We start from the raw sequence: 26,207 nt of genomic DNA, 5'->3' as shown, positions 1-26,207 counted from the left end.
GCGGCGATGGTCGCCCAGGTGCTCGACGACGTGTCGACGCGGCGGTCGGTGTGGACGACGTGGAACCTCGGCGCCGCCGCCGTCCGCGCGTCGAAGCTGCTGCGGATGGCCTCCCCTGCCGAGCGACGGGCGCTGCTCAACGTGATCACGACCGACGCCGCGGCGGCGTGCGTGCACCTGGATGACAATCGCGACCCGATGACGCGACGGGTCGGGGAGTCGCTATTCACGTCGACCGAGCTGCTCGGGGCGGAGAAGGCGCTCATCGACGCCGCAGAGACCACCGGCGCACCGCACCGGCCGGTGGAGATGCTCGGCGCCATCCCGCTGCGCACCGAGCAACACCTCGGCGCCCTCGCCCCTGACCAGCGTGCGGCCGCCGAGGCCGTCATCACGTCCGGCCGGCTGCTCGACGTGCTCGTCGGGCCGGCCGGGTCGGGCAAGACCACCACTCTCGCCACGCTGAGCTCGTTCTGGCGGCACGGGATCGGGTCCGTCGTCGGGCTCGCGCCGTCGGCCACCGCGGCCCGGGCGCTGGCGGAGTCGCTCGGGGTGCCGTGTGAGACGACCGCCAAGTGGCTGCACGAGTCCACCGGCGACGGCGCCACAACCCGCGCCCTGCGGTACGCCGACGCCCTCGCCCGCATGTCCAGCCGCGACTACCGGGAGCAGCGCGCGGCCAACGAGGAGCACTGGCGGCTACGCGCCGAGCAGGACCAGTGGCGGTTCTCCCCCGGCCAGCTCGTCATCGTCGACGAGGCCTCCCTCGCCGACACCCGGACACTTGCTGCGATCGTCGAGCAGGCGCGGGCGGCGACCGCGAAGGTGCTGCTCGTCGGGGACCACCTGCAGCGCGGGTCGGTCGACGCGGGCGGCGCGTTCGGGATGCTCGCCCGCCGCGGGCCGACCGCCGAGCTCACCAGCCTCTGGCGGTTCGCGAACCCATGGGAAGCGCGGGCGAGCCTCGAGCTCCGACGCGCCCACCCGGCCGCGCTCGACGCGTACGAGGCCCACGGCGCCATCGCCTCCGGCGGGCGCGACGACATGCTCGTCGCCGCCATCGGAGCCGTCACCACCGCCGCCGAGCGCGGCCGGGTCGCGGTGCTCCAGGCTGTCGACAACCGGATCGTGCGCGAGCTCAACGCCCGCATCCGCGCCGACCGCATCACCACCGGCGACGTCGCCCCCGCCGGGGTGAGCATGCACGACGGGCTGACGGCCGGCGTCGGCGATCGGATCGTCACCCGCCGCAACCACCGCCGCCTGACCACCGGCGACGGGTTCGTCCGCAACGGCGCCCTGTGGGACGTCGCCGCCGTCCTGCCCGACGGATCCCTTCGCGCCCGGCCGGCCACCCACACCGACGCCGCCACCGTCCGCCTGCCCGCCGAGTACGTCGCCGAGCACGTCGAGCTCGGCTACGCCACCACCATCGCCCGCACTCAGGGCATGACCGTCGACGAGACCCACACCATCACCACCCCCGGCATGGGCCGCGAAGACCTCTACGTCGCGATGAGCCGCGGCCGCCACACCAACCGCGCCTACGTCGTCGTCGACCAGGGCGACCCAGAGTGCCTGCCGGGCCGGGCGCCGTCGTCGGGCCGCGAGGTGCTCGAGCAGATCCTCGCGACCAGCCACGCCGAGCCCAGCGCGACTGAGACCTCGGACGCCTACCGCCCGGGCCGCGCCGCGCCCACCGTGCCGCCCGTGCATCCACAGCAGCCATGGAACCCCTGGCCTCCACAGCCCGCGCTGCATCCCTTGACCTCCCCGCCGCCGACGTCCGCCGATGGACCGGTGCTCGGCCGCTGACCACCGCCACACCCAACCCAACAGAAGGAGAAGGTCATGACCACCACCGCACAGCACACCGTCCCCACCACCCCGGCCCGGCAGTACTACCGCGTGAAGGACGCGGCGCGCGTGCTCGGGGTTCCGCCTCGGACGCTGTACCACCTGGTCGAGCACGAGCAGATCCCGCACCGGCGCCTGGGCACGGTGATCCTCCTCCCCGCGGCGTGGGTCGAGCGCGAGCCGACGATGCCGGTCAAGCGGCGCTGATGTCCATCACCAGGCGGGCGCACTTGACGGGCAACGTGACCTGGCGCGCGAAGGTGTTCTTCGAGGGCCGGGTCATCGCGCAGCGGTCGTTCGGGCGCCGGGTCGACGCGAAGCGCTGGGAGGCCGACCAGCTCGCGAAGCTGGACGCCGGCTCGTGGATCGACCCGGCGCGCGGGCGGATGACGTTCGCCGCGCTGGCCGAGGAGTGGCAGGCCTCGCGTGGTCACCTTGCGGTGCGCAGCCAGGAGACCACGCGGTTCCTGCTGGACAAGTACGTGCTCCCGGAGGTCGGGGCCTACCCGATCTCCGGGATCTCGGCGGCCGACGTCGAGCGGGTGATGTCCGCGCTGACGGCGCGCGGTCTCGCGACGGCGACGCGGCGCCGGGCGCTGTCGATGATGCGGCTGGTGTTCGACTACGCGATCCGCGACCGACGGCTGAGCGTGAACGTCGCGCGAATGGTGGCGCTGCCCCGCGGCGGGACCAAGCGCGAGCCGCACTGGCTGCGACCCGAGCAGCTCGGCCGGCTCGTCATGGCGGTCCCGCCGCTGTGCCAGCCGGTCGTGCTGTTCCTCGGTACCACGGGGTGCCGGTTCTCGGAGATGGCGGCGCTGCGGGTCGACGACGTCGTGCAGACCCCGCACGGGCTCGGCGTCCGGGTGCACCGGGCCGCGACGCAGTCCAAGCGGACCAGCGGGGCCGTGTTCGGGCCGACGAAGACCCACCAGACCCGGACCGTGCCGGTCCCGGCGGCGCTCGATGAGTACGTGCGCACGCGGGTCGCCTTCACTGCGCCGGGTGGTTACCTGTTCCCGAGCCCGAGCGGGGGCGTGTGGACGAACACCAACTTCCGGGCGCGGTCTGGGTGGATGCCACGCGGCGGGCTGGGGTGGAGGGGACGACGATCCACGATCTACGGCACACCGCCGCGTCGCTGCTCATCGCGGCCGGGGCAGACGTGAAGGCGGTGCAGGTGATCCTCGGGCACTCGACCGCGACGATGACGATGGACCTGTACGGGCACCTGTTTAGCGAGGCGACGTGGCAGGCCATGGAACGGCTGCCGGTAATACCGCTGATGCAGACGCCACGGGCGATCGAGGCGCCGCCGGAGACCGGCACGCGCCGGTCGTCTCCGCACACGACTACTTAGCCCAGGTGCGGCCCAACTCCCGGCCCGAACTCAGCTCGTAGTCGATCCGCCAACCGCCCCACGACCAGGCCTGCACGTAGCCGTCCGCAACGCGCGCGCGAAGCCAGCCGTCCGACGACGCGGGCGACTCCACGCTCCACAGTCGACGACCATCGGCGGCGATCCGGGCAAGCTCGTTCGCGAGGCCGTCCTGGCGCCTACCGACGAGGACGACGGCACCGCCGTCCGGCAGGCCGGCCGACCACAGGACCGACTCGCCGCGGTCCCACTCCGCCTGGAACTCCTCGCGCGAGATCGCCCACTCGCTCCAGTCCTCGTCTCGGTCGCGCGGCCCCTGAGCGAGCTGGCCGAGCGCGTCCTCCTCGCAGCCCGGGCCGTACTGCAGCAGGGGGCCGGCGTCGTAGACCTCGATCTGCCGCGTCGGCACGCCGTCGTCATCGACCTCGAAGTAGTAGATCGCCCCACCCCAGGCGTCGAAGGCGTCGCCTCGCCGCTCATCCCATCGCCGCCTGAACCAGCGTGTCCCCACCGGGCCAAGACTGCCACTCCCTCTGCCCGGCTCCGCCTCGGTCCGCGCCCCCGTACCGCTGAGCGGGGGCCGTAGCCTTCGATGCCATGGGGGCGTTCCACGTCGGCGTCATCAACTACAACCGCCCGCCGGCCTCGGAGCCCGCGTGTGGCGTGGAAGTCGTCGTCTGCGCCGAGTCACGCGTGGAAGCCACCATCGCCCTGCGCAACACATCGGAGACACGGCCACGCGACACGGCCCACCGTGGAGGCCGATATCGCTACTCGCCGGTCTCGTCGCCTGTCGAGTTCGAGTCGCCCTGCCCCGCAGGGGGAGCTTCGTCTGCTGCCTCAGGGCCGCTAGGCAGGGATCTTGTCTCCATTGCATTCCACAACGGAACGACGACCAACCGCAGACAGAGCCACCATGCGTATACCGCGCCCGCACTCCACGCTTGACCATCGTGGAGCAGTCCGTGCGCCGTATCGTGTCGGAGGTTGTCACCCTGCGACTCTATGAGCAGCGTGGAAAGTTCATACTGCAACTCGGCACCCAGAACTTCCTTCGCCTCGGGCATTGTCAACAACGAACCGAGGCCCTTCTCGGACTCGACTCCGGTTGCATCATCGACAAGCAAGGTGTAAGCGCCACCTGCCTTAAGCACCTGCCGCAGAGCATGCTCAATCTGCGGCACCAGCACCGAAACCGCCGACGGGAAGTCACCGTTCAGGCCATGGCCCAGCCCCCGCGCCCAAAGGTCCTCGTGGCCCGCTGGAACCCAAGGCGAGTCGATGCACAAGCGACGGAGAAACGGCAAGTCGTAACGATGCTCGAAGGTAACGACGCCGTGGCCGGGAATGATGAACGCGGTCGCCGCGACCCCTCTCGCCATTACCGCCCCCCTTATCATGTCCGACCAGAGGGCCGCCTCGAGTTGCTCGATCCCCCCTTCGGTAACCGCCACCTTTCGCCCGTCAGATGCGTACGTGGCCCCGCCGAAGAGATGCCTGATTGAACCTTCAGCGAGTTCCTCTGCCAGCGCCCGATCTCTGACCGGGTCGGATAGCGGCCAAGATGCCGCCAAACGGACGAGAGCCTCGAATCGCGAGAGACCGGAGAGTCGCCGGCGCGTGTCGGCTATCGCATCTGAAAGGTCAATCGGCTCTGTGTCGATCCGGAGCATCGCCTCGAGCGTCGCCTCGCGATTCTCTGCAAGGCGGCCTCGGATTTCGCGCAGAAGAGAGTCGAGCCCTTTGGCCGCGCGGTACCTGCGCGGCAACGTCCTGAATGTACCGATAGCCTTTTCGAGGAACATACCGGCGGCCATCGCGGCGCCGTCGTCACCATTCGCCAGACGCCCGTCCGCTTCGCGTAGATAGAGGCGCGCAACGCGCTCAACCGATTCATTTGCCCCTTGCAGATCGTCAATCGACCTAAGCCACTTCTGGACCTGGTGCTCTATGTGGCGAGAGAAACGATAGTCTCCGCGGTCCGCGGCCGCGATCGCCAGTCCACCTAGGTGTTTGGCTAGTTGTTCTCGACGATCTGAATCAACATCCCCGACCTTGAACAGCATGTCGGATAGGTCCTGGAGCATGAACCCATCGTCAATACTGCCGGAAAGAAGCCGGGCGTGGAGCGCTTCGGAGATCTTGACGAGGCGCACCCTCTCCGCCTTCCCTCGGCGGCGGACGATTTCGATGGCGCGCCGCCAAGCGTCATCACCCCGGCGAATCCACACATTCCGATCTAGTGGTACCTGCAAGTACGCATCTATGGCCGTGTTGAGCCATTCCGCGTTGGATCGATCGCGGAAGCACCAAAGGACGTCGGCGACACGCGCCCGCAGGAGTGGGTGACTGATGCTGGGCAACACACTCGCGAGCAGATCTAGCTGCTCCAGGGTAAGGTCTGCGGGAATCGCCGATCGCTGGCCGTCCATGACCCACATGGGCTTGAACGGAGCGCCCCAGTTCTCGGGGTCAAGCATCGCAGACGACGCGACCGCAAGCGCCTCAAGCACTCGTTGCTGCAGCGTCGATGCCGGCGCGGCCCTTGCGTGTTGGACAAGGTGGCGGCTCATAACCTCGACCGGTCGCCACGCGGCGTCGATCACGTCATCTTCCGCCAGGGCGGGCTCCCACCACGCCTCGTCCAGCGTGGGGATGCCATCTCCGTCCACCGACACCGCTCGTCCTCTCTGCCGGTCCACACGATCTGGCCCTCTGACCTAACGGTAGAGGCGAGCGGAGTTCGCCCCGAGCACTATCGCCGGTCGGTGACACGGGAGACGTCGAAGCCCGAAGCCGCGCCGGGAATGCACCAGTCCCGCGAGCCCCGCGAGCCTTCCGCCGAGCCCGCTGCCAAGTGATGATCCGGCGGCGTAGGGACGCTCCACGCTCCACTGTTCTCGGCCCCGAACAGGACTCGCGGCCGGGACCGAGGCGCGAGCCACGGGCGGCCGAGGCTCAGGCAGAGGGCCGCTGTTGGGGCATGGGTCCATGCCGTGCACGGAGAGGACAACACGGCGGGAGGGGCTCCGATACCCTCAGCAACGTGGACTGGCCAGCGTTCTGGACGGCGGCGTTTGCGAGTTCCGGCGCCGCACTTGTAGGCCTCGTGAGCGCGGTGCTCGTCTTCCGACGCACACGTGCCGCGGACCAGCGCGACGCGGCCATAAGGGAGCGTCGTGAGCGCATAGCCGCCGTTCACGGAGCGCTCTGGGGGGACCTCGCACCCCGACTGACGATGCGTTGGCGTCAGATCGGGACCGCGCCTCTGCCTCTGGCAAAGGCACTGACGGACGTCATCGTCGCCGAATGGGGGGATCACCCTGCGGTGGCCCTCTGGGCCACGGAGCAGCTGGAGGACTTCACAAGGCGCATCCACGCGGCAGAACGCGGCTGGCTCCTGCCGGGTCACCAACGACGGCGGGGGAAGCTCATGCGATCCGTCTCGACGACCGTCTCGATGCTTATGGGGTGGGATGCGGGGCTCATCGCCGACGACTGGTTCGCCGGGCAACTCTCCAAGAAGAGCCGGCGGCTGCTCCCGTCGCCGCACCGTCGGAGACTCTGGAGGTCACGATCCCGGGCTTGAGCGGTGCTGCCAACGAGCCTGCCGCCCGATTGCCCGCCGACGTCCGTCCACGTACTTAACAGGCCGTCCACGTCCTGAGACAACTCGCTGACCACACGCTGACCAATGCCCGGCAAATCGGACACCGCCCCGGCGGCCCTCGCGGCACCCATACCGCCGCTGACCTGCACAAACACTCTGTGCGCCTGGGCAGATTCGAACTGCCGACACCCGCTTTAGGAGAGCGGTGCTCTATCCACTGAGCTACAGGCGCCCGGGCCGGGTCAGAGACGTGGTCGGCAACCCGGCGACGATCACCCCGGGTCGTTCCGTCCGCATCCTCGTCGGCCCCGTGCGGCGCCGGTCGGCCCTGCACGGGCCGTTCGACGCCCGTTCAGCCTACCGGTGCGCGGAGCGGGTCCGCGCAGGTCCCCGGCCAGGAGCCGTCCGCTCGTGGATGCCAGCCGGGACGTGCAGACGGATCGGGTACGGACGTGGGGAGGGCAGGAGCCGTCAGGAAGGCCTGACCTCCTGGGAGAACCACTCACCTGCGAACTTCCCGGGGATGTGCACGGGCACCGGCGCGGCCACCAGATCCTGCTGCACGACCCGCACGATCCGGGATGCGAGCTCGTCCAGCGTCGCGCCCCACTCCGTCGGCGCCGGCAGGCTCTGCGTGAGGTCCAGCTCCTCCAGGACGAGCACCCGCGCGTCCAGCCCGGGAACCGTCAGCTCGATCAGCGGACGCCACACCGTGTTCGGCAGCACCACCACCTCGCGCTCGTCCGGGTGCGCCGAGAATGCAGCGAGGCTCCGCGCGTTCCGATTGAGGAGCACGAGCAGGGCAGCCGTGGCGAAGTTCTCCGACGCGACCCGCGGACTGCGCGAAGAAGCGTGCACGCCCGTCGTGGCACTCAGCGACTGCGGCGGCTCCGCACCGTCCGGTAGACCGCGAAAGCTGAGGCCGTCGAACCGCGGCAACTTGTCCACGGCGCTCAGGAAGGCCTGGGCAGCGTCACTCACGCTCAAGCGTCCCCCTCCTGCTCCTGAGACACCGGAGATCGGTGAGACTCACGTCCCCGGCCAACCGCGGGTTCCGACGCTGACGGATCGATAGGCTCGATCGTGCCGTCCGGTCGTCGACGACCCGTCACCCGGCTGGCGATCGGCACCCGAGCCTTGCGGAGCCCGATGGGCCCGCTCGGGGCTTCGGCATCACGCCGTGCCTTCCAGGCACGCATGCGTTCGTCCCGCTCCTCCTGCGGAAGCGCGAGCCACGCGTCGATGTCGTCGAACGGCTGGTCGCTCACTCGATGATCTCCTCCAGCAGGTGGTCCAGGACCTCTCAGGTCAGAGGTCGATCAGGACCTCGCTTGTACAAGTGTCGGGTTGTGTCTCTCAACGTATGGCACACGCCCGACCAGGCCACACGAGTTCCCCAATGGTCCACAGACGCCGGGGCCCGGCCAGAGAACTAGGCCGGGTCCCCCGGGCTGGACCCCCCGGTCGGCCCTCTGCGGCGGAGCCATGTGTGACCCACGGCACATCGGTTTGCCTGCGACGACGTGAAGCCCCGTCCTAGCCTCTGCCTGGCCAGCCGGGTCCCGGATCGACCACGCTCGACGAACCGCGCGATCAACTCGATGCCTGTCCGGAGCGCGATCGACTCGGGGCCTGAACGGTCGGACGCGACAAAGGGCCGGCACGGAGATGCACGACGGTCGCTGACGGCCTCGTACGCGCAGTCCCTGTCTGAATGGACCGCAAGAAGGTCGCACGGATGAACACAACCCGTCCCGGTCTACGGCCGCTCGGCCGGTGGAGTCTCGCCCTCGGCTGTTCAGCCCTCCTCATCGCCTCGCTCGCGGGATGCGCGGCAGGGAGCGAGGCCTCGGCGCCCGCATCGGACTCCGCCACCGGCCCGAGCGCCGCCGAGCTCATCGCGGAGCAGGCCGAGCGCGGAGGCCCGACGGCTGCGCCCACCGAGTGGGTCCCCTCGGAGTACGCCCTGTGCGCGGAGTTCCCGCTCACTGGGCAGACATCGGCGGGCGACCTCGAGGGCTGGTGGAACGGAGCGCCGGCGAATCCTGACGGCAGCATCATCCAGAACCCGGACGAGTGGCCGAACACCCGGCTGCGCGATCACCCGCGGGTCGCGGTCGTCGGGGTGGACAACGCAGAGGTGTACTCGACGTGGGACCGCATCACCTGCGGCCCCGACCCGACCTACGTGCCGACACGGACGGACGAGTGGCCCGCCGACGTCGATTCCGTCGTGCTCGACATGGACACCGGAGAGGTGCTCGCCACCGGCCGCCTCGGCGGGTGACCGCCGGACCGCGCGCGGGCACCAGAGGCGATCGACGCCGTCCGCGGCGACCGCGCAGGCAAGCCGGCGAGGCATCACCCCCGTGACGACCATCCGGGACTGGCAGCTCCCACAGCTCCCCCAGCACCGCCTTCACCTGCGTGATCCGCCGCCGCCGCCGCCACGCCGTCGCCCCGACCCCCGCGGTGAGAGCCCCGACCCCGATCGCGCCGACGGGCAGCAGGTCGCGCAGGTACCGCTCGGGCGGCCCGCCGATGAGCGCGATCCGCAGGCCGTCGACCAGCGCGACCCGGAGGCAGCCGGCGGCGGACGCCAGCCCGCGCCGGTTCACGGGCGTGCCCCGCTCCAGCTCATGCGCCCTCGCCGCGCAGCAGCCGCTGCACGGTCCCGAGGCTCTGCTCCGTCCCGAGCTCCGTCGCTGCGGCGGCGGAGCGGTAGTGCGTCAGCACCCGGGCGACCGCCGCCCCGGTCGCAGGGAGCCTGTCGGTCGGGATGCCCTTGATCGTCGTGAGGGACGCCCCGGAGGCAGCCGGACCGCGGTCGCGGGACACGGCGACCCGCAGCACCACTGGCCCGGAGGCCGCGGACGGTGCGACCACGTCGACGACCTCTGCCCAGGCGACCGTGAGGGATCCGCGCGCGTCACGCACCACGAGCTGCTGCGGGGTCATCCACACCCCGGGCCGTCTGGCCCGGAGCACCGCGCGAACCGTCAAGACCCCGAACCCGATCGCGCCCGCGGCCGTCACGACACCGACAGGGTCCGCAGCGGCGCTCAGGGCGGTGGCGGACGCGGCGAGCGCCGCCGCGGTCCACCCGGGAATCGCCGTTGCGATGCGATCAGCCCGCACGTCGGCCGGGATCACAGTCGCCGGCGTCCCGCCGGTCTCGGCGATCAGCGGCGCGGCGCGCCAAGGGATCCGCCGACGACTGGAGCGCGCACACCGTGCCGCCAGGAACACGAGACCGAGCCCGGCGATCCACACGCCGAGAAGCATGAAGCCGGGATCATCACGTGCCGCCACCGCGATGAGCGACCCCACGATCAGCAGCGCGCTGATCGTGGGGACCTCCGTGCGACGACGACGGCGCTCATGGCGGTGAAGCTCCGCACGGAGAGCCAAGACCGGTGGGGTCACACGGGTCGTCGGCACGATCCTCCTCGGAGACGCTCTGAGCTCGTCACCGACGGTAGGAAGCGCTGCGCTCGCCGGCCGCTCGTCCTCCCACGCTGCGTGGGAAACCCGGCGCAGGCGCGACCTGCGGGCCGGTGATCTTCTCCACCAGGCGGATCTGGTCGACCGCGGTGAGCGCGGGCACGAGGAGCACCTGCCGGCCGCCCTCCGCGAGCGCACCCGCGGCCCGCTCGGCGAGCGCGCCCGCCCCCGACCCCGCGACACCGGTCAGCAGCGCCCCGGTCCCGGCGCGCAGCGCGTCGAGGACCTGGTCCGCCGCGTCGTCGTCCCCGGGTCCCGCCCCCATGCCGGCCACGCTACTCACGCCTGGCCCGGGAGGCCCGGCGGCAGGCGCGGGCCCCGGCCTGCTCCGGCGGCGGTGGGCGCTGCGCGTGTCAGCCCGGCCGCAGCCCCGCGCGGTCCACGATGACCGCGAGCTGCGACCGCGTCGTCACCCCGAGCTTGGCCATCGCGCGGCTGAGGTGCGCCTTGACGGTCGAGTCCGAGCGGTAGGTCAGCTCGCCGATCGCCTGGTTCGACAGCCCGGCGGGCACGTACGCGGCGACCTCGAGCTCCGCGTCGGTCAGCACCTCCAGGGCGCGCTGCGCCTCCTCGCGCCGGCCGCGGTCGGGGTCGGCGGCGACGTGCCGCAGCAGCGACCCGGCGGCGGCCCGGCCGAGCGCGCCGTCCCCGTCGGCGACGCGGCGGACGGCCTCGGCGATCTGCGCCGGGTCGGCGTCCTTGGCCAGGAACCCGGACGCGCCGGCGCGGACCGCGGCGACCACCGTCTCGTCCGTGCCGAAGGACGTGAGCGCGATGACGCCCGGCGGGGACGGCAGCTCGCGCAGCGCCGCGAGGGCATCGAGGCCCGACATGCGCGGCATGTGCAGGTCGAGCAGCACGACGTCCGGGTGGTGGGCCTGCACGGCGGGGACGACCTCGTCACCGTCTGCGGCCTGGGCGACGACCGTGAGGTCCTGCGCGGTGAGGATCGTCGTGAGCAGCGTGCGCACCAGCGCGTCGTCGTCGACGACGAGGACCCGGATCACACGGACGAGCGTAGGGCCTGGCCGTCGTCCGTCCGGGACTGCCAGGGCAGACGCGCGTCCAGGACGTGCCACCCCTGGTGCACGCCGGCCTGCACGGTGCCGCCGAGCAGGGCGGCCCGCTCCCGCATGCCGACGAGGCCGGTGCCCGTGCCGGGCACGAGCGGGCGCGCGGCGGGCGAGACCGGGTTCGCCACCCGGATGTGGACGCCCTCGGCGGGCGACGCGCGGACGGTCACCTCGACCGGGCGGCCCGGGGCGTGCTTGAGCGCGTTGGTCAGGCCCTCCTGCACGATGCGGAACGCCGCCCGGGTGAGGGCCGGCGAGGCGTCGCGGCCGTCGGTGACGAACACCGTGCTGGTGACCCACCGGCCCTGCCGCCGGGCGCCGTCGAGCAGCCCGGCGAGCTCGTCGAGCGTCGCGCCGGGCGCGTGCGGGTCGTCCCCCGTGCGGAGCGTGGAGATCAGGCCGCGCATCTCGGCGATCGCCTGCTGCGCGGAGGAGCGGACCTGCTGGGCGGCGGCCTGCACCTGCGCGTCCGTCGCGCCGCGCTGCACCTCGAGCGCGGAGGCCTGCAGCGAGATGCGCGAGATGTGGTGGGCGACCGTGTCGTGGACCTCGCGGGCGATCAGCTCGCGCTCCTCCTGCCGGGACATCCGGTCCCGCAGGGTGTCGGCGCGCGCCACCTGCCCCTCCATGTCCGCGACGGCGCGCTCGGCGCGGGCGCGGGACGCGCGGACCAGGCCGGCGGCGACCGACGCGCCCAGGCAGAGCACGCCCACGACGACGATCCCGAGCGGGCTCGCGGTCGAGATCTGCCCGGTGACCTGGTCGGTCAGGCTCAGCACCCGGTGCTCCGGCGGCCGTGCGGCGTCCCGCCACAGCGCCGCCCCGGTCCCGGCGGCGACGGCCGCGGTGCACCACCAGGCGACCCGGCGGGACGCGGTCGCGAACACCCACGGCAGGGCGATCAGCGCGGTGACGGAGTCGAGCGGCAGCACCACGGGCAGCGCGGACGCGGCGAGCGTCAGGGGCACGGCGGCCGAACGGCGGGCCACCAGGAACCCCGCCCCGACCAGGCCGACGAGCATCGCCACGATGTCGAGAGCGATGCGCGGGTCGTCCGTCACCCGGGCGTTGCCGCTGAACGACGACGCGACCATCGCGCTGAACGCGGCGACGGTCACGGCACCGACCGTCCCGGCCCGCGACCACCACGGCCGGCCCGGGCGCGGCGCGGAGGTGCGGGCCCCACCCGCGGGCGGGGCGCCGGGGAACCACGGCGCGGCGGCCGGACCCGGCGGCACCGTGCCCGACGGCAGCGGGCCCCGAGGCTCCGGCCCCGGCGGCACGGCACCCGACGACCCGGCACGCGACGACCCGGCACGCGACGACCCGGCACGCGACGACACAGGGCGCTGCGGGCCGGGGACCAGGGACATGCCGCACAGGGTACGGACGACCGGGGACACCCCACGTCCGCCGACCGGGCGGTCCGACCGCGTCGGTGCTGCCCGATCGGGCACACCGGTCCTGCCCGGCCGGCCGACGCCGCACCCCGGGCCGGTCCGGGAGCGTCGGTGCACGTCACGGCGGTGCCCGTCACCGCCGGTCCGCACCACCCGATCCGTCCGCGTCCGCGGCGCCCACGAGGAGCAGCACCATGTCCCAGGTCCCCCCGCCCGGCTCGTACCCCGTCCCCGGCGCGCCCACGCCGCCCCCGTCGGAGCCTCCGACGCGGAAGCGGTCGTGGTTCGCCCGTCACAAGGTACTCACCACGCTCGGCGTGCTGGTCGTCGCCGTCGTCGCGATCGCGTCGGCCACGTCCGGAGGCTCCGACGCGCCCGACGCCTCCGCCCCGGCCGCCGGTGGCAGCACGGCCGGCGGCGGTGACCCCGCGGCTCCCGCCGACGACCCGGCGGCCGACGACGCGGGCGACGACGCCGCCCCCGCCGCCGAGCAGCCCGCCGGGATCGGCACCCCGGTCCGCGACGGCAAGTTCGAGTTCACCGTCACCGGCGTCGACCCCGGCGTCGCCCGCATCGGCGACGACGTGCTCGGGCAGGACGCGCAGGGCCAGTTCGTGCTCGTCCACCTCACCGTCACGAACATCGGGGAGGAGGCCCAGTACTTCGACGGCTCCTCGCAGAAGGCGTTCGACGCGCAGGGCCGCGAGCTGTCGGCCGACGGCAGCGCCGCGGTGTACCTCGGGGACGCGAACTCGTTCCTCAACCAGATCAACCCGGGCAACTCCGTGACGGGAACGGTGGTGTTCGACATCCCGGCCGACGCGGCGCTGACCCGGCTGGAGCTGCACGACTCGCCGTTCTCGGGCGGCGTGGAGGTCGCGCTCGGCTGAACGCGCGACCGGCCGGCCCCGGAGCACGCTCTGCGGGGCCGGCCGCCGCTCTACGCTGGGCGCATGGCCACGATCAGGGACGTCGCCTCGGACGCGGGGGTCGCGCCGAGCACCGTGTCGTACGTCCTGTCGGGCCGCAAGAAGCTGCCGGACGCCACCGTGCAGCGCGTGCTGGAGAGCGTCGCGCGCCTGGGGTACCGCCCCTCCCCCGCGGCCCGCGCCCTCGCGCTCGGCCGCACGAACATCCTCGGGATGCTCGCGTCGTACTCGCCTGCGACGCCGGAGCCGGACGTCGACGTGTTCATGCGGTTCGTCCGCGCGGCGATGTACACGGCGCAGCCGCGCGGCTACGACGTGCTGGTGATGGGCCGCGGCGACGACGAGCTCGCGGGCGACATGCTGGCCGACGCGCTGGTGGTCATGGACATCCGGCTGCACGACCGGCGGCTGCCCGTGCTGCGGGAGCGGGGCCTGCCGACGGTCCTGATCGGCTGGCCGGCCGACCCGGGCGGCATGAGCGCAGTCGACCTGGACTTCGCGGAGGCCGCCCGTGTGATGGTGCGCCACCTGGCCGCCCTGGGGCACCGCGAGGTGGCCGTGCTCGTGCACCCCGACGACCACGACGACGAGCTGGCGTTCCGGTACCGCTACCGCACGGCGTTCGCCCAGACCTGCGCCGAGCTCGGGCTGCGGGGCGCGGTCGTGCCGTGCCTGCCGGGACCGGGAGCGGCCGGCCGGTGGCTGGACGAGGTGCTGACCACGCTGCCGGGCCTCACCGGCGTCCTGGTGCTCGGCCTCGCGTCGTTCGACGACCTGACCGCGGAGCTGGCCCGTCGCGGTCGCTCGGTGCCGGGCGACGTGTCGGTGCTGGCGCTGGCGCCGGCGGAGCAGTTCCTCCCGCTGCACCCGGGAACGACGCTCGTGGACCTGCCGGGCCGGGCGATGGTGTCCCGCGCGGTCGAGCGGGCGCTGGACGAGCTGGCGGGCGCGGCGGGCGGCGCGGTGGACCTGCTGCCGGCGGTCCTGCACGAGCACGGGTCGACGGGCCCCGCGGGCCGCGGCCTGCGCGCCTGACACGCGGCCCCGGGCGCTCGGGCGGAGCGAGAGGTCGTCACGTGCGGCCGGCGGCGCCCCGCCGACCTGACGGCCTCGCCCGGAGATGACGACCTGGTGCGAAGGGGGCCGCAGGTCACGATCCGGTCACGATCGGTGAACCGGTTCTCCTGACCCCCTTGATCCGCCGCGCGCCGCGACGATACGGTGCCGCGCATCGGTGAACCGGTTCTCCACATGAGGACCCGCACCGCCGCTCATCAGAGAGGATGACCGTGAAGCAACGACGCTTGGCCCCTGCCGCCGCCCTCGCTCTCCCCCTCGCCCTGCTCGCGACCGCCTGTGGTTCCGGCGGTGGCGGCGAGTCCTCGGGCGACCCCACGCAGCTCACGTTCTGGGACGGGTTCACGCAGTACAACACCGGCGGGTCCCCGTTCGAGGAGCTCATCGCGACCTGCGAGGACGAGACCGGCATCACCATCGAGCGCACCGTCAGCGACAACATCTACGACAAGTACACGCGCGCCGCGTCGACCGGTGACCTGCCCGACCTGCTGATCCTCGACAACCCGAACGTCGCGCAGTTCGCGGAGACCGGGATCCTCGCGGACAACGAGGCCGCGGGGATCGACACCAGCGAGATGCAGCCGAACATCGTGGCCTCGGGCGTCTACGAGGGGAAGACCTACGGCGCGCCGTTCGGCTCCAACACCCTCGCGCTGTTCTACGACGTGGACGCCTTCGCGGAGGCCGGGCTCGAACCCCCCACCGACTGGGACTCCCTGACGTCGGCCGCGCAGACGCTCACCGACCCGGCGACCGGCCGCTACGGCATCGCGTTCTCCGCCCGCCCCGACCAGGAGGGCACGTTCCAGTTCCTGCCGTTCTTCTGGGGCGCGGGCGCGGAGCTCACGGACGTCGGCTCCCCCGAGGCCGTCGAGGCGCTGACGCTCTGGACCGACCTGGTCGCCGACGGGTACGCCTCCGGCGAGAACGTCACCCTGAACCAGCAGGAGATCCGCGACCAGTTCACCGCCGGCCACGCCGCGATGATGGTCAACGGCACCTGGCAGCTCAACACGCTCGACGACAGCGACGTGAACTACGCCGTCGTGCCGATCCCCGCCCCGGACGGCGGCCCCGCGCCGAGCCCGCTCGGCGGCGAGTTCATCAACGTGGTCCAGAACGAGGACCCGGCGATCGTGACCGCGGCCGGCGAGTTCGCCTCCTGCTTCACCTCGCGCGAGAACCTCGCGGGCTGGCTCGAGGGCCAGACGTACATCTCGCCGTACGCGGACCAGGCGGAGCAGCAGGCCGCGGACGACCCGCGCCTGGTGCCGTGGGTGGAGGCGGTCGGCGCGGCGCGCAGCCGCACCGAGGACCTCGGCTCGTCCTTCGCGTCCGTCGCGACCCGGCTCGGTGAGGCGCTCTCCGGAGCGGTGGCGGGTCAGACCGACCCGGCCACGGCCCTCGCCGACGCCGCCCAGTGAGCCCGGCGGACGGACGACCGTGACGCTGCCGGCCACCGCCCCGGCGCCCGCCGGCGCCGGCTCGCCCCACGCGGATGCGCGTGAGGCCAGCCGGCGCCGGGCGCGGCGCGCCTCCCGCCTCGCGGCCTTCGGGTTCATCGCGCCCGTGGTCGTGTTCATCGCGCTGTTCTTCGCGTACCCCATCGTCCGCACGATCCAGCTCAGCCTGCAGGACTACACGTTCCAGTCGTACTTCACGGGCCAGGCCGACTTCGTCGGGTTCGCCAACTACGTGACGCTGGTGCAGGACCGGCTGTTCGGGCCGGTCGTGCGGAACACCGTCCTGTTCACCGTCGTGAGCCTGGTGTTCCAGTTCGTCATCGGGCTGGCGCTGGCGGTGTTCTTCCAGCGGACGTTCCCGCTGTCCGCGACGTTCCGGGCTCTCATCCTCATCCCGTGGCTGCTGCCCGTCGTCGTCTCGGCGACCACGTGGCGCTGGATGTTCTACAAGGACTACGGGATCGTCAACGCCGTCCTCGGGACGCACATCGGCTGGCTGTCCGACCCGCAGTGGTCGCTGTGGGCGGTCATCATCGCGAACATCTGGCTCGGGATCCCGTTCAACCTCGTGCTGCTGTACGGCGGCCTCCAGGGCATCCCCGGCACGCTGTACGAGGCCGCCGCGCTCGACGGGGCCGGTGCCTGGCGCCGGTTCCGGTCGATCACGTGGCCGCTGCTGCGCCCCGTCACCGCGGTGACGCTGCTGCTGGGGCTCGTCTACACGATCAAGGCGTTCGACGTGATCTGGGTGATCACCGAGGGCGGGCCGGTCGACAGCTCCCAGACGCTCGCCACCTGGTCCTACAAGCTGTCGTTCGAGGGCGGCACCGACCAGAGCCTGAGCATGGGCGCGACGGTGGCGTCGCTGCTGTTCGTCGTCGCCCTGGTGTTCGGGCTGCTGTACATCCGCACCCAGCGCCAGGAGGCCGCGGCATGACCCGCTCCCGGACCCGCTCCGCCGTCCGCGTCGCGATCGGCGCCGTGCTGTGCGGGGCGCTGCTGTTCCCGCTCTACTGGATGGTCGCGGTGTCGCTGACCCGGCCGCAGGACCTCATCCGCTCGCCCCCGGCCCTGTTCCCGACGGACCCGACGTTCGACGGCTACGCGCTGGCGATCGACCGGAACCTCAGCTCGATGGGCACCAGCCTGCTGATCGCGCTCGGCACCGTGGTGATCACGCTGGTGATCGCCCTGCCGGCGGCGTACGGGATGAGCAAGCTGCGGGCGCCCGGCACCGGGGCGGTGATGTTCGCGTTCCTGCTCGCGCAGATGATCCCGAGCGTCGTGGTCGTGACCGCCCTGTTCGCGCTCTACAAGCAGCTCGGCCTGCTGGACTCCTACCCGGGGCTCATGCTCGCGAACGCCACGGCGTCCGTGCCGTTCGCGATCATCCTGCTGCAGGCGTTCATGCGGACCATCCCGGACGAGCTGCTCGAAGCCGCCCGGATCGACGGTGCGGGCCGGCTGCGGACGTTCGGCTCGATCGTCGTCCCGCTGAGCCGCAACGCGGTGGTGACCGCCGCGCTGTTCGCCTTCCTGTTCTCGTGGGGCGACTTCCTCAACGCCAAGACGCTGACGACGGGCAACAGCATCACGCCGATGACGCTGGCGCTGTTCCGGTTCGTCGGCGCCGAGGCCACCAACTGGAACGGCGTCATGGCCACCGCCGTGCTCGCCTCCGTCCCGGCGGCCGTCCTGCTCGTCGTCGCCCAGCGCTACGTCGCCGCCGGCGTCACCGCCGGCGCGGTCAAGGACTGACCCGCACACCCCGTGCCCCCGAACCACCCTGCGACATCGGAGACCCTGTGAGCTTCTTCCAGACCGACGGACACCACCTGCGCTGGACCGGCGACGGCGAGACGCTGCTCGTCGAGCCGTGGGGCGCGGACGCCGTGCGCGTCCGTGCCGTGCCGGCCGGCGACGTCCTCGACACGGCGTGGGCGCTGCTGCCCGCGCCGCGCACCCCCGACCCGACGGTCGAGATCGCGCCCGACGGCGGGTCCGCCCGCCTCGCCCAGGGCCGCCTGACCGTCGACCTCGAGGCCGGGCAGGAGCACGACTGGCAGACCGGGTACTCCGTGTCCCGCTGCCGGCTCACGTTCCGCGACGCCTCGGGCCGCGTGCTGCTGCGCGAGCTCGAGTCCGGCGGTGCGCTCAAGCAGAAGGCCCGCGACTACCGGGCGATCGTCGGCGGGGACCACCGCCTCACCGCGGCGTTCGAGTCCCCCGCGGACGAGCACCTGGCCGGCATGGGCCTGTACCAGCAGGAGCTCGCCGACCTGAAGGGCAGCACGCTGGAGCTGGCGCACCGCAACTCCCAGGCGTCCGTGCCGTTCGTGCTGTCGAGCGCCGGCTACGGGATGCTCTGGCACAACCCCGCGATCGGCCGGGCGACGTTCGGCGTCAACCGCACCGAGTGGGTCGCGGAGTCCACCCGGCAGCTCGACTACTGGGTCACGGCCGGCGACACCCCCGCGCAGATCCTGGCGGCGTACGCCGACGCGACCGGCCACGTGCCGCCGATGCCGGAGCACGGTCTGGGGCTGTGGCAGAGCAAGCTGCGCTACGCGTCCCAGGAGGAGCTGCTGACGACGGCGCGCGAGTACCACCGCCGCGGGTTGCCCGTCGACGTGATCGTCGCGGACTTCTTCCACTGGCCGCACATGGGCGACTACCGGTTCGAGGAGGAGTTCTGGCCGGACCCGGCGGCGATGGTCGCGGAGCTCCGGGAGCTGGGCATGGAGCTCATGGTCTCGGTCTGGCCGCAGGTCTCGGTGGAGTCGGAGAACTTCGAGCGCCTGCGGCGGGACAACCACCTGGTGCGGGCCGACCGCGGGCTCGACGTCCAGATGTCGTTCGAGGGCCCCAGCATGTTCGTGGACGTGACCCACCCGGGCGCCCGCGCGACGCTGTGGGACCTGTGCCGGCGGAACTACCACGACCACGGCGTCCGGCTGTTCTGGCTGGACGAGGCCGAGCCGGAGTACGGGCGCTACGACCTGGACAACTACCGCTACCACGCCGGCCCGGGCGCGCAGGTCACCAACCTGTACCCGCAGCACTTCTCGCGGGCGTTCCACGACGGGCAGACCGCCGCCGGCCAGGGCGACGTGGTCAACCTGGTGCGGTGCGCGTGGGCGGGCAGCCAGCGGTACGGCGCGCTGGTGTGGTCCGGCGACATCTCCTCCACCTGGGAGGCGCTGCGCCGTCAGGTCGTCGCCGGGGTGCACATGGGTGTCGCCGGCATCCCGTGGTTCACCACCGACATCGGCGGGTTCCACGGCGGCGACGTCACCGACCCGGGGTTCCACGAGCTGCTGGTCCGGTGGTTCCAGGTCGGCACGTTCAGCCCGGTGCTGCGGATGCACGGCGACCGCCGGCCCGGCCAGGAGGTCTCCGCCGCGGACGGCTCGCGACGGTCCCCCACGGGCGCCGGCAACGAGCTGTGGAGCTTCGGCGAGGAGGTCTGCGGCGTCCTGTCCGGCTACCTGCGCCTGCGGGAGGCGATGCGGCCGCTGCTGCGCCGCCTCATGGCCGAGGCGCACGAGCACGGGCAGCCGGTGGTCCGCGGGCTGTTCCACGAGTTCCCGGACGACCCGCGCGCGTGGTCCGTCGCCGACCAGTACCTGCTGGGCGCCGACCTGCTGGTGGCGCCGGTCGTGGAGCCGGGCGCGACCACCCGGGAGGTCTACCTGCCGCAGGGTCCGACGTGGACCGACCTGTGGTCCGGCGCCGTGCACGCCGGGGGTGCGACCGTGCGCGTCGACGCCCCGCGGCACGTGATCCCGCTGTTCGGGCGGGACGGTGCGGGCGCCGGGCTGCGGCCGGTGCTCGCCGAGCTGGGCTGACCGGCAGCACGGCGACGGGCGCCGGACGGGACCTCTCCCCCGTCCGGCGCCCGCTATTCGCAAGCGTTGTTGCGCAAGAGTTGTTGCGTGTCGTAGGGTCGCGTCGTGGAACCGAGCCAGCCGACCCCCGCGCCGCCCGACCCGGCGCGCGCCGACGCGCAGCACATCTCCGACCCCGCCCGGATGCGCGCCCTCGCGCACCCCGTGCGGCTGGACCTGTTGAACCACCTCGACGACGTCGGCGAGGCGACCGCCACCGAGTGCGCCGCCCACCTGGGCCAGACGGTCGCGAACTGCTCGTTCCACCTGCGCAGCCTCGCGAAGGCAGGGCTCGTGGAGCCGGCCCCGCGGCGCGGTCGCGAGCGGCCGTGGCGCGCCGTCGCCCGCGAGCGGTCGTTCGCCACCGACGCCTCCGACCCGGCGGGCCTGCGGGCCGTCGCCGAGCTCGGCGAGGTGCAGGTGCGCCGGGAGGCCGAGCGCTTCGTCGCCCACCTGCGGCGGTCGGCCACGGCAGCCCAGGAGGACCCCGACCTCGTCCGGCTCACGCAGGCCTCGCAGGCGACGTTCTGGGCGACCCGCGACGAGGCGACGGAGCTGCTCGCGGAGCTCACCGCGCTCACCGAGCGCTTCGCGGGACGCGCCGCCGACCCCGCGCGCCGCCCCGCCGGCGCCCGGCTGATGCGCCTGTTCGCGACCGCCAACCCCGATCTCGACCACGCCCCCGCTCCGGCGACCGCGCCGGCGACCGGACCCGCGCCGCAGGAGGACTGACATGACCACGGTGACGTTCGACGTGACCTACGGACTGCGGCCCGTGCGGCTGCGGCTGCCCTACCTGTCGGTGCGCCGACTGCCCGGCGGCGCGGCGGGGCCCCGGGGCCCCCGGCACGACCGGGCGGCACGGGCCGCGCGGGCCGACCGGCTCGGCGCGCGCGTGGCCGCCGGCCGCGACGCCGCGCTGCGCCGGGTGCTGGCGGAGCGGGCCGGCGCGGGCTGGTGAGCACGGGCCGGTGAGCACGGACCGGTGAGCACGGGCCGGTGAGCACGGGCCGGTGAGCGCCGCCGGGTGGACCCCGGCGGCCCCGGTCAGATCACCGGCGCGCGCCGCCACCACCGCGCGGTGCCCCACGCGGACGCCGCAGCGACCGCGACGGGCAACGCGAGCTGCACCGGCGTCACCGACCGGGCGAGCTCCGGGCCGCCCATGCCCGCCCACATGCCCGGTGCCGCCCACGGGAACCACGCCCCGGCGCCGCTGAGGGTCACCACCTGCGTGACGACCACGATGCCGAGCAGCACCGACACCCCCGGCAGGTAGCCGCGCAGCGCGCTGGCCGCCAGGGAGAGCGGGACGGCGAGCAGCACCGACAGCATCCCGACGGCGAGGACGCGACCGACGCCGCCCAGCTCGTCCGCGCCCGGAGCGCCCAGCCCGGTCACGACTCCCGCGACCACGGACGCCGCAGCGGCCGCGACCACGGTCGCCGCGCCCCAGGCGAGCAGCACCACCGTCTTCGCCCACGCGATGCGGTCCCGCCCCACGGGCAGGGACGTCAGACCGGCGAGCCGGTGCTCGGCGAGCTCGCGCCCGAAGCACCACGACACCAGCACGCCGGAGGCCAGCAGCGCACCGATCGACACCACCTGGGCCGCGAGCGCGAGCACCGCGTCCCAGCCCGTGCCGGTCACCATCCCCGCGACCTTGGCGGCCAGCAGGCTGTCGCCGTTCGCGCGCGCGGCGGCGGGCAGGCCGGCGCTGAGCGCGGGCACCCCGAGCACGACCGCGAGCGCCGCCACCCACGCCGCGGTGGCACGCCGGAGCTTGAGCGCCTCGACGCGCAGGGCGGCGCTCACGACGCGACCCCCAGCCGCTCCTCGGCGTCGTAGACCATGCCGAAGAACGCCCGCTCGAGGTCCGTCCCTCCCGGCGGCAGCGTGCCGAGCACCCGCCCGCGGTGCAGCACGGTGATCCGGTCGGCGACGCGCGCGACCTCGTCCAGGTGGTGGCTGGACACCAGGACGCCGCTGCCCTCGTCGGCGAGCGCGCGCACCACCCGCCGGACGACGAGCACCCCGGCCGGGTCGAGCGCGTTCGTCGGCTCGTCGAGCACCAGCAGCCGGGGTCGTGCGACCACGGCGCAGGCCAGTCCGGCGCGCTGCCGGTTGCCGAGCGACAGCGCGGCGTTGCGGCGGTCCGCCCAGTGCCGGAGGGCCAGCTCGTCGAGCAGCCGCTCCGTCGCCTCCCGCGCGTCCCGCGTGCTGAGCCCTCGCAGCAGCCCGGCGCACCGCACGGACTCCCGGACGGTCAGCTCCGGGTAGGCGAGCGCGCTCTCGACGAGGTGCCCGACGCGACCCCACACGGCGTCGGGCACCCGCGCGGCCCCGGGCCCGACCCGGACCAGCGGGTGCCCGGACTCCGGCAGGCGCAGGTCCACGTGCCCCCGGCCGGGGCGGACCATCGCGAGCAGCACCCGCAGCAGGGTCGACTTGCCGGCGCCGTTGAGCCCGACGAGCGCGTGCACCTCGCCGCGCCGCACGGACAGGTCGACGCCGTCGAGCGCGGTCTCAGGTCCGAATCGCACCCCGACGCCGTGCGCCGCGACCAGCACGTCCTCAGTCACGGGCCGCCACCTCCGGCCCACGTCCGCGGAGCTGCTCGAGCGCGGTCCGCACCACGGAGCCGAGGGGCGGACCGTCCTCCGCGACACCCCAGTGCAGGAGCGCGGCCATGAGGGCCCCGAGGCACGCCCCCGCGGCGACGCGGGCCTCGAGCGCCGGCACGTCACGCTCGAGCAGCACGGCGACGAGCAGGTCCTCCGTGCGCTGGTTGCCGCTCCAGACGCCGGCGCGCAGCGCGGGGTGCGTCGCGGCCAGCCGGACCCGCACGCGGGTGCGGTCGTCGTCCGGCTCCGGGAGCGCCGCCCACGCCGCGAGCAGGGCGCGCCGCACCTGCTCGAGCGCCGGGAGCGACGCGTCCTGGCGGCGCAGCGCGTCGGCCATCGCCGGGTCGTACGGGTCGTCGAGGACGACGGCCTGCTTGGTGGGGAAGTGGCGGAAGAAGGTCATGTGGGAGACGCCGGCCCGCTGGGCGATCTGCTCGACCGTGGTCGCGTCGTACCCCTGCTCGGTCATGAGCGCGAGGGCGGCGTCCTGCAGGCGGTCCCGCGTGCGTGCGCTCCGGGATGCGGTCACGGCGACATGTTAGTCACTAACGTTCGCGGCCGTCCAGCGTCCCTGCGCCGCGGTGAGCCACGCCGCCGGGTCGGCGGACCCGCACAGCGCGGAGCCGCTGACCACCCACGTGGCGCCGTGCGCCGCGCAGTCCCGCGCGCGGTCGAGCGTGACGCCGCCGTCCACCCCGAGCGCCGGGCGGCCGGCCAGGGCGTCCAGCCGCGCCAGCGTCGCCGGTTCGAAGGCCGCGCCGGCCCGGCCGGGCACGATCGACATGACGAGCACCGCGACGTCGCCGGGCAGGTCGTCGAGCACCGCGGGCGGCGTCGCGGGCGCCACCGCCACGCCGGGCCGGCGCCCGCGCCCGCGCACCCGGTCCACGGCCTCCTGCCAGCCCCGCGCCTCCGCGTGCACCACGACCGTCTCGCAGACGTCCGCCCAGTCGTCGACGTGGGCGAGCGGGTCCGCGACCATGAGGTGGGCCTCGCCCGGCAGGCCGGTGCGCCCCATCAGCCGCGCCGCGGTCGCGACGTCGAACCCGCCGGGCGCCGCGAGCACGCCGTCCGAGGCGTCCCAGTGCCACCGGCGCAGCCCGGCGGCGGCGAGCCGGGCGGCCTCGGCGTCCAGCCGGTCGCGCGGGGTGGACCAGAGCGACGCCGCGACCAGCAGCGTCACCGACCCGCCCCCGGTGGGCCGGGCACCGCCACCGGCGGCAGCGCGAGCAGCGCCTCGGCGAGCGCCCGGTCGGTGACGAGCTCGGTGCACAGCCCCGCGCGCACGATCGCCGCGACGGCCCGCGCCTTGCGCGCCCCGCCCGCGGCCGCGACGATCCGCGGCACGGCCCGCATCTGCTCGTAGGCGATGGTGACGCAGCGGTCCTGGAAGGCCGGCGCGACGAGCTGGCCGTCGTCCGAGACCAGCAGGGAGGCGACCTCGGCCCGGACGCCCGCGTCGAGCAGCTCCTGCCGCTCGTCGTCCCCGATGGTGCGCAGGAGCTGGGACTCCGGCGGGTCCCACGACCCGACGGACACCACTGCGGTCGTCACCGAGCCGAACATCCCGAGCGCGGCGGCCACGTCGGGCTGCCGGCGCAGCGCCGCGGCGGTGCGGGCGTCGTCCACCACGAGCGGCGCGAAGATCGGGCGCGCGACGCCGCCGGACCGCAGGGCGACGCGACGGACGATCTCGACCGGCGACTCGTCGAGGTCGGTGCCGATCGCGCCGGTGAGCTGGACGACGTCCACGCGCGGCAGGGGCGGCAGCGCCGCGCTCATCGCCGTCAGGGTCCGCCCCCACGCCAGGCCCAGCACCTCGCCGGGCCGCAGCGTCGCGCCGAGCACCTGGGCGGCGGTCTCGCCGACCTGGCGCCGGACCGCGGCGTCGTCGCCGCTGGCCTCGACGACGGTGACCTCCGCCAGGCCGAGGTGCTCGCGGAGCCGGGCCTCGAGCACCGGGTCGCGCAGGCCGTCCGCGTGGACGGTGATCGTGACGACGCCGTCGGCCTTGGCCTGCTCGAGCAGCCGCGCGACCTTGAAGCGGGAGATGCCCAGCTCCTCGGCGATCTGCACCTTGGACGCGTCGTCGACGTAGTAGCGCCGCGCCGCCAGCACCGTCAGCGCGCGCTCGTCCGACGTGCCCCCACGGGCTGCCTCCTCGCTCATGTGAGCACTGTAGCGCGCTCGAACGTTTCCAAACCGTGATCTGGAACCGGGTTGCCAGAGGCGGCGACGGCACCGTACGGTCGTCGCAGATGAGCACGGCATCGTGCTCAGATGAGCGATCTGCGAGGAGGCAGACCATGGTCAGGCGACGCCGGATCCCGGAGGAGCTCGGCATCGGTGTGGTGATCGTGCTCGTCGCCGCGATCTTCAGCCTGATGTCGCCGACGTTCCGCACGTTCGACAACGCGAACCTGCTGCTGCTCAACGGCACGGTGATCGCGTTCCTCGCGATGGGGCAGGCGTTCGTGCTGCTCACCGGTGGCATCGACCTGTCGACGGGCTCGAACATCGCGCTCACCGGCATGGTCGCGGCGCTCCTGATGCGCTCCGGGCTGCCGTGGTGGCTCGCCGCCCTCGCCGCGCTGGCCGTCGGCGCGCTGGTCGGCACGATCAACGGCGCCCTGATCCACTACCTGCGCCTGCCACCGTTCATCGTCACCTTCGCCGCCTTCGGCGTCGCCGCGAGCATCCCCCTGATCCTCACCGGGGCCAGCTCCGTCAACGTCGCCGACCCGATGTTCGCCGTGATCGGCCGCGGCTCGCTGTTCGGCGTGCCGATGCCCGTCGTGCTCGTCGCGCTGTTCGCCGTCGTGCTCACCGTGCTGCTCAAGCTCACGCCCACCGGCGTGCGCATCTACGCGGTCGGCGGCAACCGGGAGACCTCCCGGCTGTCCGGCATCCCGATCGGCCGCGTCACGATGCTGGTCTACGCGCTGTCCGGCCTGTGCGCCGGCATGGGCGGCCTCATCGTCACGTCCCGGCTCATGGTCGGCTACCCCTCCGCGGGCTCCGGCAACGAGCTGTTCTACTCGATCGCGGCCGCCGTCGTCGGCGGGGTCAGCCTGTTCGGCGGCATCGGAACCCTGCCCGGGGCCCTGCTCGGCGCGGTGCTGATCGCGACCGTCTCCAACGGCATGAACGTCGTCGGCGTCCAGTCGTACTGGCAGCCGCTCGTCATCGGCCTGATCATCCTCGGCGGCGTCATCGTCGACACCTACCGCCGCCAGTCCTCGCTGTCCGCGCTGATCCGGGCCCACCTGCCCGGCCGCAGCGGCCCCGGCGACCCCGGCGGACCCGGGACCACCGCCCCGGCGACCCCGGCCGCCGTCCCCTCCGGCGCCGCACCGGCCGCACCACCCGGCACCGCGGCCCCCTGACCACCCCCGACCGCAG

General features: G+C 73.4%; 27 protein-coding genes and 1 tRNA gene. 15 read left to right on the top strand and 13 right to left on the bottom strand.

Annotation, left to right across the window (positions count from 1 at the left end; all coding sequences use genetic code 11):
* The first annotated feature begins 6 nt into the window (after positions 1 to 6).
* From K5O09_RS19075 to K5O09_RS03205, 4 genes are read left to right on the top strand one after another with little or no spacing between them, the layout of a single operon-like run.
* Positions 7 to 1,815 carry an ATP-dependent RecD-like DNA helicase gene (locus K5O09_RS19075; RefSeq protein ID WP_255596280.1) on the top strand — a complete coding sequence of 603 codons (1,809 nt, stop codon included), beginning with the start codon at positions 7 to 9 and terminating at the stop codon, positions 1,813 to 1,815.
* A 36-nt stretch (positions 1,816 to 1,851) separates the two neighbouring features.
* Positions 1,852 to 2,064 carry a helix-turn-helix domain-containing protein gene (locus tag K5O09_RS03215; RefSeq protein ID WP_013772283.1) on the top strand — a complete coding sequence of 71 codons (213 nt, stop codon included), beginning with the start codon at positions 1,852 to 1,854 and terminating at the stop codon, positions 2,062 to 2,064.
* Positions 2,064 to 3,026 carry a site-specific integrase gene (locus K5O09_RS03210; RefSeq protein ID WP_222171426.1) on the top strand — a complete coding sequence of 321 codons (963 nt, stop codon included), beginning with the start codon at positions 2,064 to 2,066 and terminating at the stop codon, positions 3,024 to 3,026. The genes K5O09_RS03215 and K5O09_RS03210 overlap by 1 nt, the downstream gene beginning before the upstream one ends.
* Positions 2,930 to 3,217 (top strand): tyrosine-type recombinase/integrase, encoded by a 288-nt coding sequence (locus K5O09_RS03205; RefSeq protein WP_370635513.1) that lies wholly within the window; start codon positions 2,930 to 2,932, stop codon positions 3,215 to 3,217. Before K5O09_RS03210 ends, K5O09_RS03205 begins: the two co-directional genes overlap by 97 nt.
* Here the strand turns inward: K5O09_RS03205 and K5O09_RS03200 are convergent.
* A complete protein-coding gene (locus K5O09_RS03200; protein ID WP_222171425.1) occupies positions 3,210 to 3,746 on the bottom strand; it encodes a hypothetical protein in 537 nt (178 codons plus the stop codon). The two genes, K5O09_RS03205 and K5O09_RS03200, sit on opposite strands and share 8 nt — an antisense overlap.
* Before the next feature lie 259 nt (positions 3,747 to 4,005).
* Positions 4,006 to 5,913 (bottom strand): DUF4209 domain-containing protein, encoded by a 1,908-nt coding sequence (locus K5O09_RS03195; RefSeq protein WP_222171424.1) that lies wholly within the window; start codon positions 5,911 to 5,913, stop codon positions 4,006 to 4,008.
* A 368-nt stretch (positions 5,914 to 6,281) separates the two neighbouring features.
* Between K5O09_RS03195 and K5O09_RS03190 the strand changes: the two genes are divergently transcribed.
* Complete coding sequence (locus K5O09_RS03190; RefSeq protein WP_222171423.1) at positions 6,282 to 6,824, top strand: hypothetical protein; 543 nt, start codon at positions 6,282 to 6,284, stop codon at positions 6,822 to 6,824.
* 180 nt (positions 6,825 to 7,004) lie between these two features.
* Here K5O09_RS03190 and K5O09_RS03185 read toward each other — a convergent pair.
* Together K5O09_RS03185 and K5O09_RS03180 are read right to left on the bottom strand one after the other, a co-directional pair.
* Positions 7,005 to 7,077 (bottom strand) — tRNA-Arg (locus tag K5O09_RS03185).
* Between the two features lie 239 nt (positions 7,078 to 7,316).
* Positions 7,317 to 7,826, bottom strand: coding sequence for a hypothetical protein (locus tag K5O09_RS03180; RefSeq protein WP_222171422.1), 510 nt, complete (start codon positions 7,824 to 7,826; stop codon positions 7,317 to 7,319).
* Positions 7,827 to 8,583: 757 nt separating this feature from the next.
* Here K5O09_RS03180 and K5O09_RS03175 point away from each other — a divergent pair.
* A complete protein-coding gene (locus tag K5O09_RS03175) occupies positions 8,584 to 9,132 on the top strand; it encodes a hypothetical protein (protein WP_222171421.1) in 549 nt (182 codons plus the stop codon).
* 350 nt (positions 9,133 to 9,482) lie between these two features.
* Here K5O09_RS03175 and K5O09_RS03170 read toward each other — a convergent pair whose 3' ends face one another.
* From K5O09_RS03170 to K5O09_RS03155, 4 genes are all read right to left on the bottom strand, one after another.
* Positions 9,483 to 9,803 carry a hypothetical protein gene (locus K5O09_RS03170; protein WP_222171420.1) on the bottom strand — a complete coding sequence of 107 codons (321 nt, stop codon included), beginning with the start codon at positions 9,801 to 9,803 and terminating at the stop codon, positions 9,483 to 9,485.
* A gap of 511 nt (positions 9,804 to 10,314) precedes the next feature.
* Positions 10,315 to 10,614 carry a hypothetical protein gene (locus K5O09_RS03165; protein WP_222171419.1) on the bottom strand — a complete coding sequence of 100 codons (300 nt, stop codon included), beginning with the start codon at positions 10,612 to 10,614 and terminating at the stop codon, positions 10,315 to 10,317.
* An 88-nt stretch (positions 10,615 to 10,702) separates the two neighbouring features.
* Positions 10,703 to 11,356 (bottom strand): response regulator transcription factor, encoded by a 654-nt coding sequence (locus tag K5O09_RS03160; protein ID WP_222171418.1) that lies wholly within the window; start codon positions 11,354 to 11,356, stop codon positions 10,703 to 10,705.
* The gene (locus K5O09_RS03155) at positions 11,353 to 12,540 is read right to left on the bottom strand and encodes a sensor histidine kinase (RefSeq protein WP_222171417.1); all 1,188 of its coding nucleotides are present in this window, start codon (positions 12,538 to 12,540) and stop codon (positions 11,353 to 11,355) included. The genes K5O09_RS03160 and K5O09_RS03155 overlap by 4 nt, the downstream gene beginning before the upstream one ends.
* 476 nt (positions 12,541 to 13,016) lie before the next feature.
* On the opposite strand from K5O09_RS03155, the gene K5O09_RS03150 reads away from it, so the two are divergent.
* The 8 genes from K5O09_RS03150 to K5O09_RS03115 all read left to right on the top strand — a co-directional run bounded on the left by K5O09_RS03150 (position 13,017) and on the right by K5O09_RS03115 (position 21,142).
* Positions 13,017 to 13,712, top strand: coding sequence for a DUF4352 domain-containing protein (locus K5O09_RS03150; RefSeq protein ID WP_222171416.1), 696 nt, complete (start codon positions 13,017 to 13,019; stop codon positions 13,710 to 13,712).
* A 63-nt stretch (positions 13,713 to 13,775) separates the two neighbouring features.
* A complete protein-coding gene (locus K5O09_RS03145; RefSeq protein WP_222171415.1) occupies positions 13,776 to 14,786 on the top strand; it encodes a LacI family DNA-binding transcriptional regulator in 1,011 nt (336 codons plus the stop codon).
* Between the two features lie 269 nt (positions 14,787 to 15,055).
* A complete protein-coding gene (locus K5O09_RS03140; RefSeq protein WP_222171414.1) occupies positions 15,056 to 16,255 on the top strand; it encodes a sugar ABC transporter substrate-binding protein in 1,200 nt (399 codons plus the stop codon).
* 19 nt (positions 16,256 to 16,274) lie between these two features.
* Positions 16,275 to 17,231: a carbohydrate ABC transporter permease gene (locus K5O09_RS03135; RefSeq protein WP_222171413.1), complete on the top strand. Its 957-nt coding sequence runs from the start codon at positions 16,275 to 16,277 to the stop codon at positions 17,229 to 17,231.
* Entirely contained in the window at positions 17,228 to 18,052 is an 825-nt protein-coding gene (locus tag K5O09_RS03130; protein ID WP_222171412.1) for a carbohydrate ABC transporter permease, read from the top strand. Before K5O09_RS03135 ends, K5O09_RS03130 begins: the two co-directional genes overlap by 4 nt.
* Before the next feature lie 47 nt (positions 18,053 to 18,099).
* Positions 18,100 to 20,142, top strand: coding sequence for a TIM-barrel domain-containing protein (locus K5O09_RS03125; RefSeq protein WP_222171411.1), 2,043 nt, complete (start codon positions 18,100 to 18,102; stop codon positions 20,140 to 20,142).
* A 105-nt stretch (positions 20,143 to 20,247) separates the two neighbouring features.
* Positions 20,248 to 20,913, top strand: a complete 666-nt coding sequence (locus K5O09_RS03120; protein ID WP_222171410.1) for a transcriptional regulator — start codon at positions 20,248 to 20,250, stop codon at positions 20,911 to 20,913.
* 1 nt (position 20,914) lies between these two features.
* On the top strand, positions 20,915 to 21,142 hold the full coding sequence (locus K5O09_RS03115) for a hypothetical protein (RefSeq protein WP_222171409.1): 228 nt from the start codon (positions 20,915 to 20,917) through the stop codon (positions 21,140 to 21,142).
* Between the two features lie 86 nt (positions 21,143 to 21,228).
* Here the strand turns inward: K5O09_RS03115 and K5O09_RS03110 are convergent, their stop codons facing one another.
* The 5 genes from K5O09_RS03110 to K5O09_RS03090 are packed head-to-tail and all read right to left on the bottom strand — an operon-like array spanning position 21,229 to position 24,974.
* Positions 21,229 to 21,996, bottom strand: a complete 768-nt coding sequence (locus K5O09_RS03110; RefSeq protein WP_222171408.1) for an ABC transporter permease — start codon at positions 21,994 to 21,996, stop codon at positions 21,229 to 21,231.
* Positions 21,993 to 22,763, bottom strand: a complete 771-nt coding sequence (locus tag K5O09_RS03105; protein ID WP_255596033.1) for an ABC transporter ATP-binding protein — start codon at positions 22,761 to 22,763, stop codon at positions 21,993 to 21,995. Before K5O09_RS03105 ends, K5O09_RS03110 begins: the two co-directional genes overlap by 4 nt.
* Entirely contained in the window at positions 22,756 to 23,334 is a 579-nt protein-coding gene (locus K5O09_RS03100) for a TetR/AcrR family transcriptional regulator (RefSeq protein WP_255596032.1), read from the bottom strand. The genes K5O09_RS03105 and K5O09_RS03100 overlap by 8 nt, the downstream gene beginning before the upstream one ends.
* A 9-nt stretch (positions 23,335 to 23,343) precedes the next feature.
* Complete coding sequence (locus K5O09_RS03095) at positions 23,344 to 23,988, bottom strand: hypothetical protein (protein ID WP_222171406.1); 645 nt, start codon at positions 23,986 to 23,988, stop codon at positions 23,344 to 23,346.
* Positions 23,985 to 24,974 carry a sugar-binding transcriptional regulator gene (locus K5O09_RS03090; protein WP_222171405.1) on the bottom strand — a complete coding sequence of 330 codons (990 nt, stop codon included), beginning with the start codon at positions 24,972 to 24,974 and terminating at the stop codon, positions 23,985 to 23,987. Before K5O09_RS03090 ends, K5O09_RS03095 begins: the two co-directional genes overlap by 4 nt.
* 137 nt (positions 24,975 to 25,111) lie before the next feature.
* Between K5O09_RS03090 and K5O09_RS03085 the strand changes: the two genes are divergently transcribed.
* Positions 25,112 to 26,191, top strand: coding sequence for an ABC transporter permease (locus K5O09_RS03085; protein ID WP_222171404.1), 1,080 nt, complete (start codon positions 25,112 to 25,114; stop codon positions 26,189 to 26,191).
* Positions 26,192 to 26,207 lie beyond the last annotated feature (16 nt).

This window comes from Cellulomonas sp. C5510 (assembly GCF_019797765.1).
In the GTDB taxonomy this organism is placed as follows: domain Bacteria; phylum Actinomycetota; class Actinomycetes; order Actinomycetales; family Cellulomonadaceae; genus Cellulomonas.
This window is presented reverse-complemented; position numbering and strand designations above follow the sequence as displayed.

Bases quoted from the DNA above. Each gene is read 5' to 3' on its own strand.
- K5O09_RS19075 (WP_255596280.1), top strand. From the start codon at position 7: ATGGTCGCCCAGGTGCTCGACGACGTGTCGACGCGGCGGTCGGTGTGG.
- K5O09_RS03215 (WP_013772283.1), top strand. From the start codon at position 1,852: ATGACCACCACCGCACAGCACACCGTCCCCACCACCCCGGCCCGGCAG.
- K5O09_RS03210 (WP_222171426.1), top strand. From the start codon at position 2,064: ATGTCCATCACCAGGCGGGCGCACTTGACGGGCAACGTGACCTGGCGC.
- K5O09_RS03175 (WP_222171421.1), top strand. From the start codon at position 8,584: ATGAACACAACCCGTCCCGGTCTACGGCCGCTCGGCCGGTGGAGTCTC.
- K5O09_RS03170 (WP_222171420.1), bottom strand. From the start codon at position 9,803: ATGACCCCGCAGCAGCTCGTGGTGCGTGACGCGCGCGGATCCCTCACG.
- K5O09_RS03165 (WP_222171419.1), bottom strand. From the start codon at position 10,614: ATGGGGGCGGGACCCGGGGACGACGACGCGGCGGACCAGGTCCTCGAC.
- K5O09_RS03150 (WP_222171416.1), top strand. From the start codon at position 13,017: ATGTCCCAGGTCCCCCCGCCCGGCTCGTACCCCGTCCCCGGCGCGCCC.
- K5O09_RS03145 (WP_222171415.1), top strand. From the start codon at position 13,776: ATGGCCACGATCAGGGACGTCGCCTCGGACGCGGGGGTCGCGCCGAGC.
- K5O09_RS03130 (WP_222171412.1), top strand. From the start codon at position 17,228: ATGACCCGCTCCCGGACCCGCTCCGCCGTCCGCGTCGCGATCGGCGCC.
- K5O09_RS03115 (WP_222171409.1), top strand. From the start codon at position 20,915: ATGACCACGGTGACGTTCGACGTGACCTACGGACTGCGGCCCGTGCGG.
- K5O09_RS03090 (WP_222171405.1), bottom strand. From the start codon at position 24,974: ATGAGCGAGGAGGCAGCCCGTGGGGGCACGTCGGACGAGCGCGCGCTG.
- K5O09_RS03085 (WP_222171404.1), top strand. From the start codon at position 25,112: ATGGTCAGGCGACGCCGGATCCCGGAGGAGCTCGGCATCGGTGTGGTG.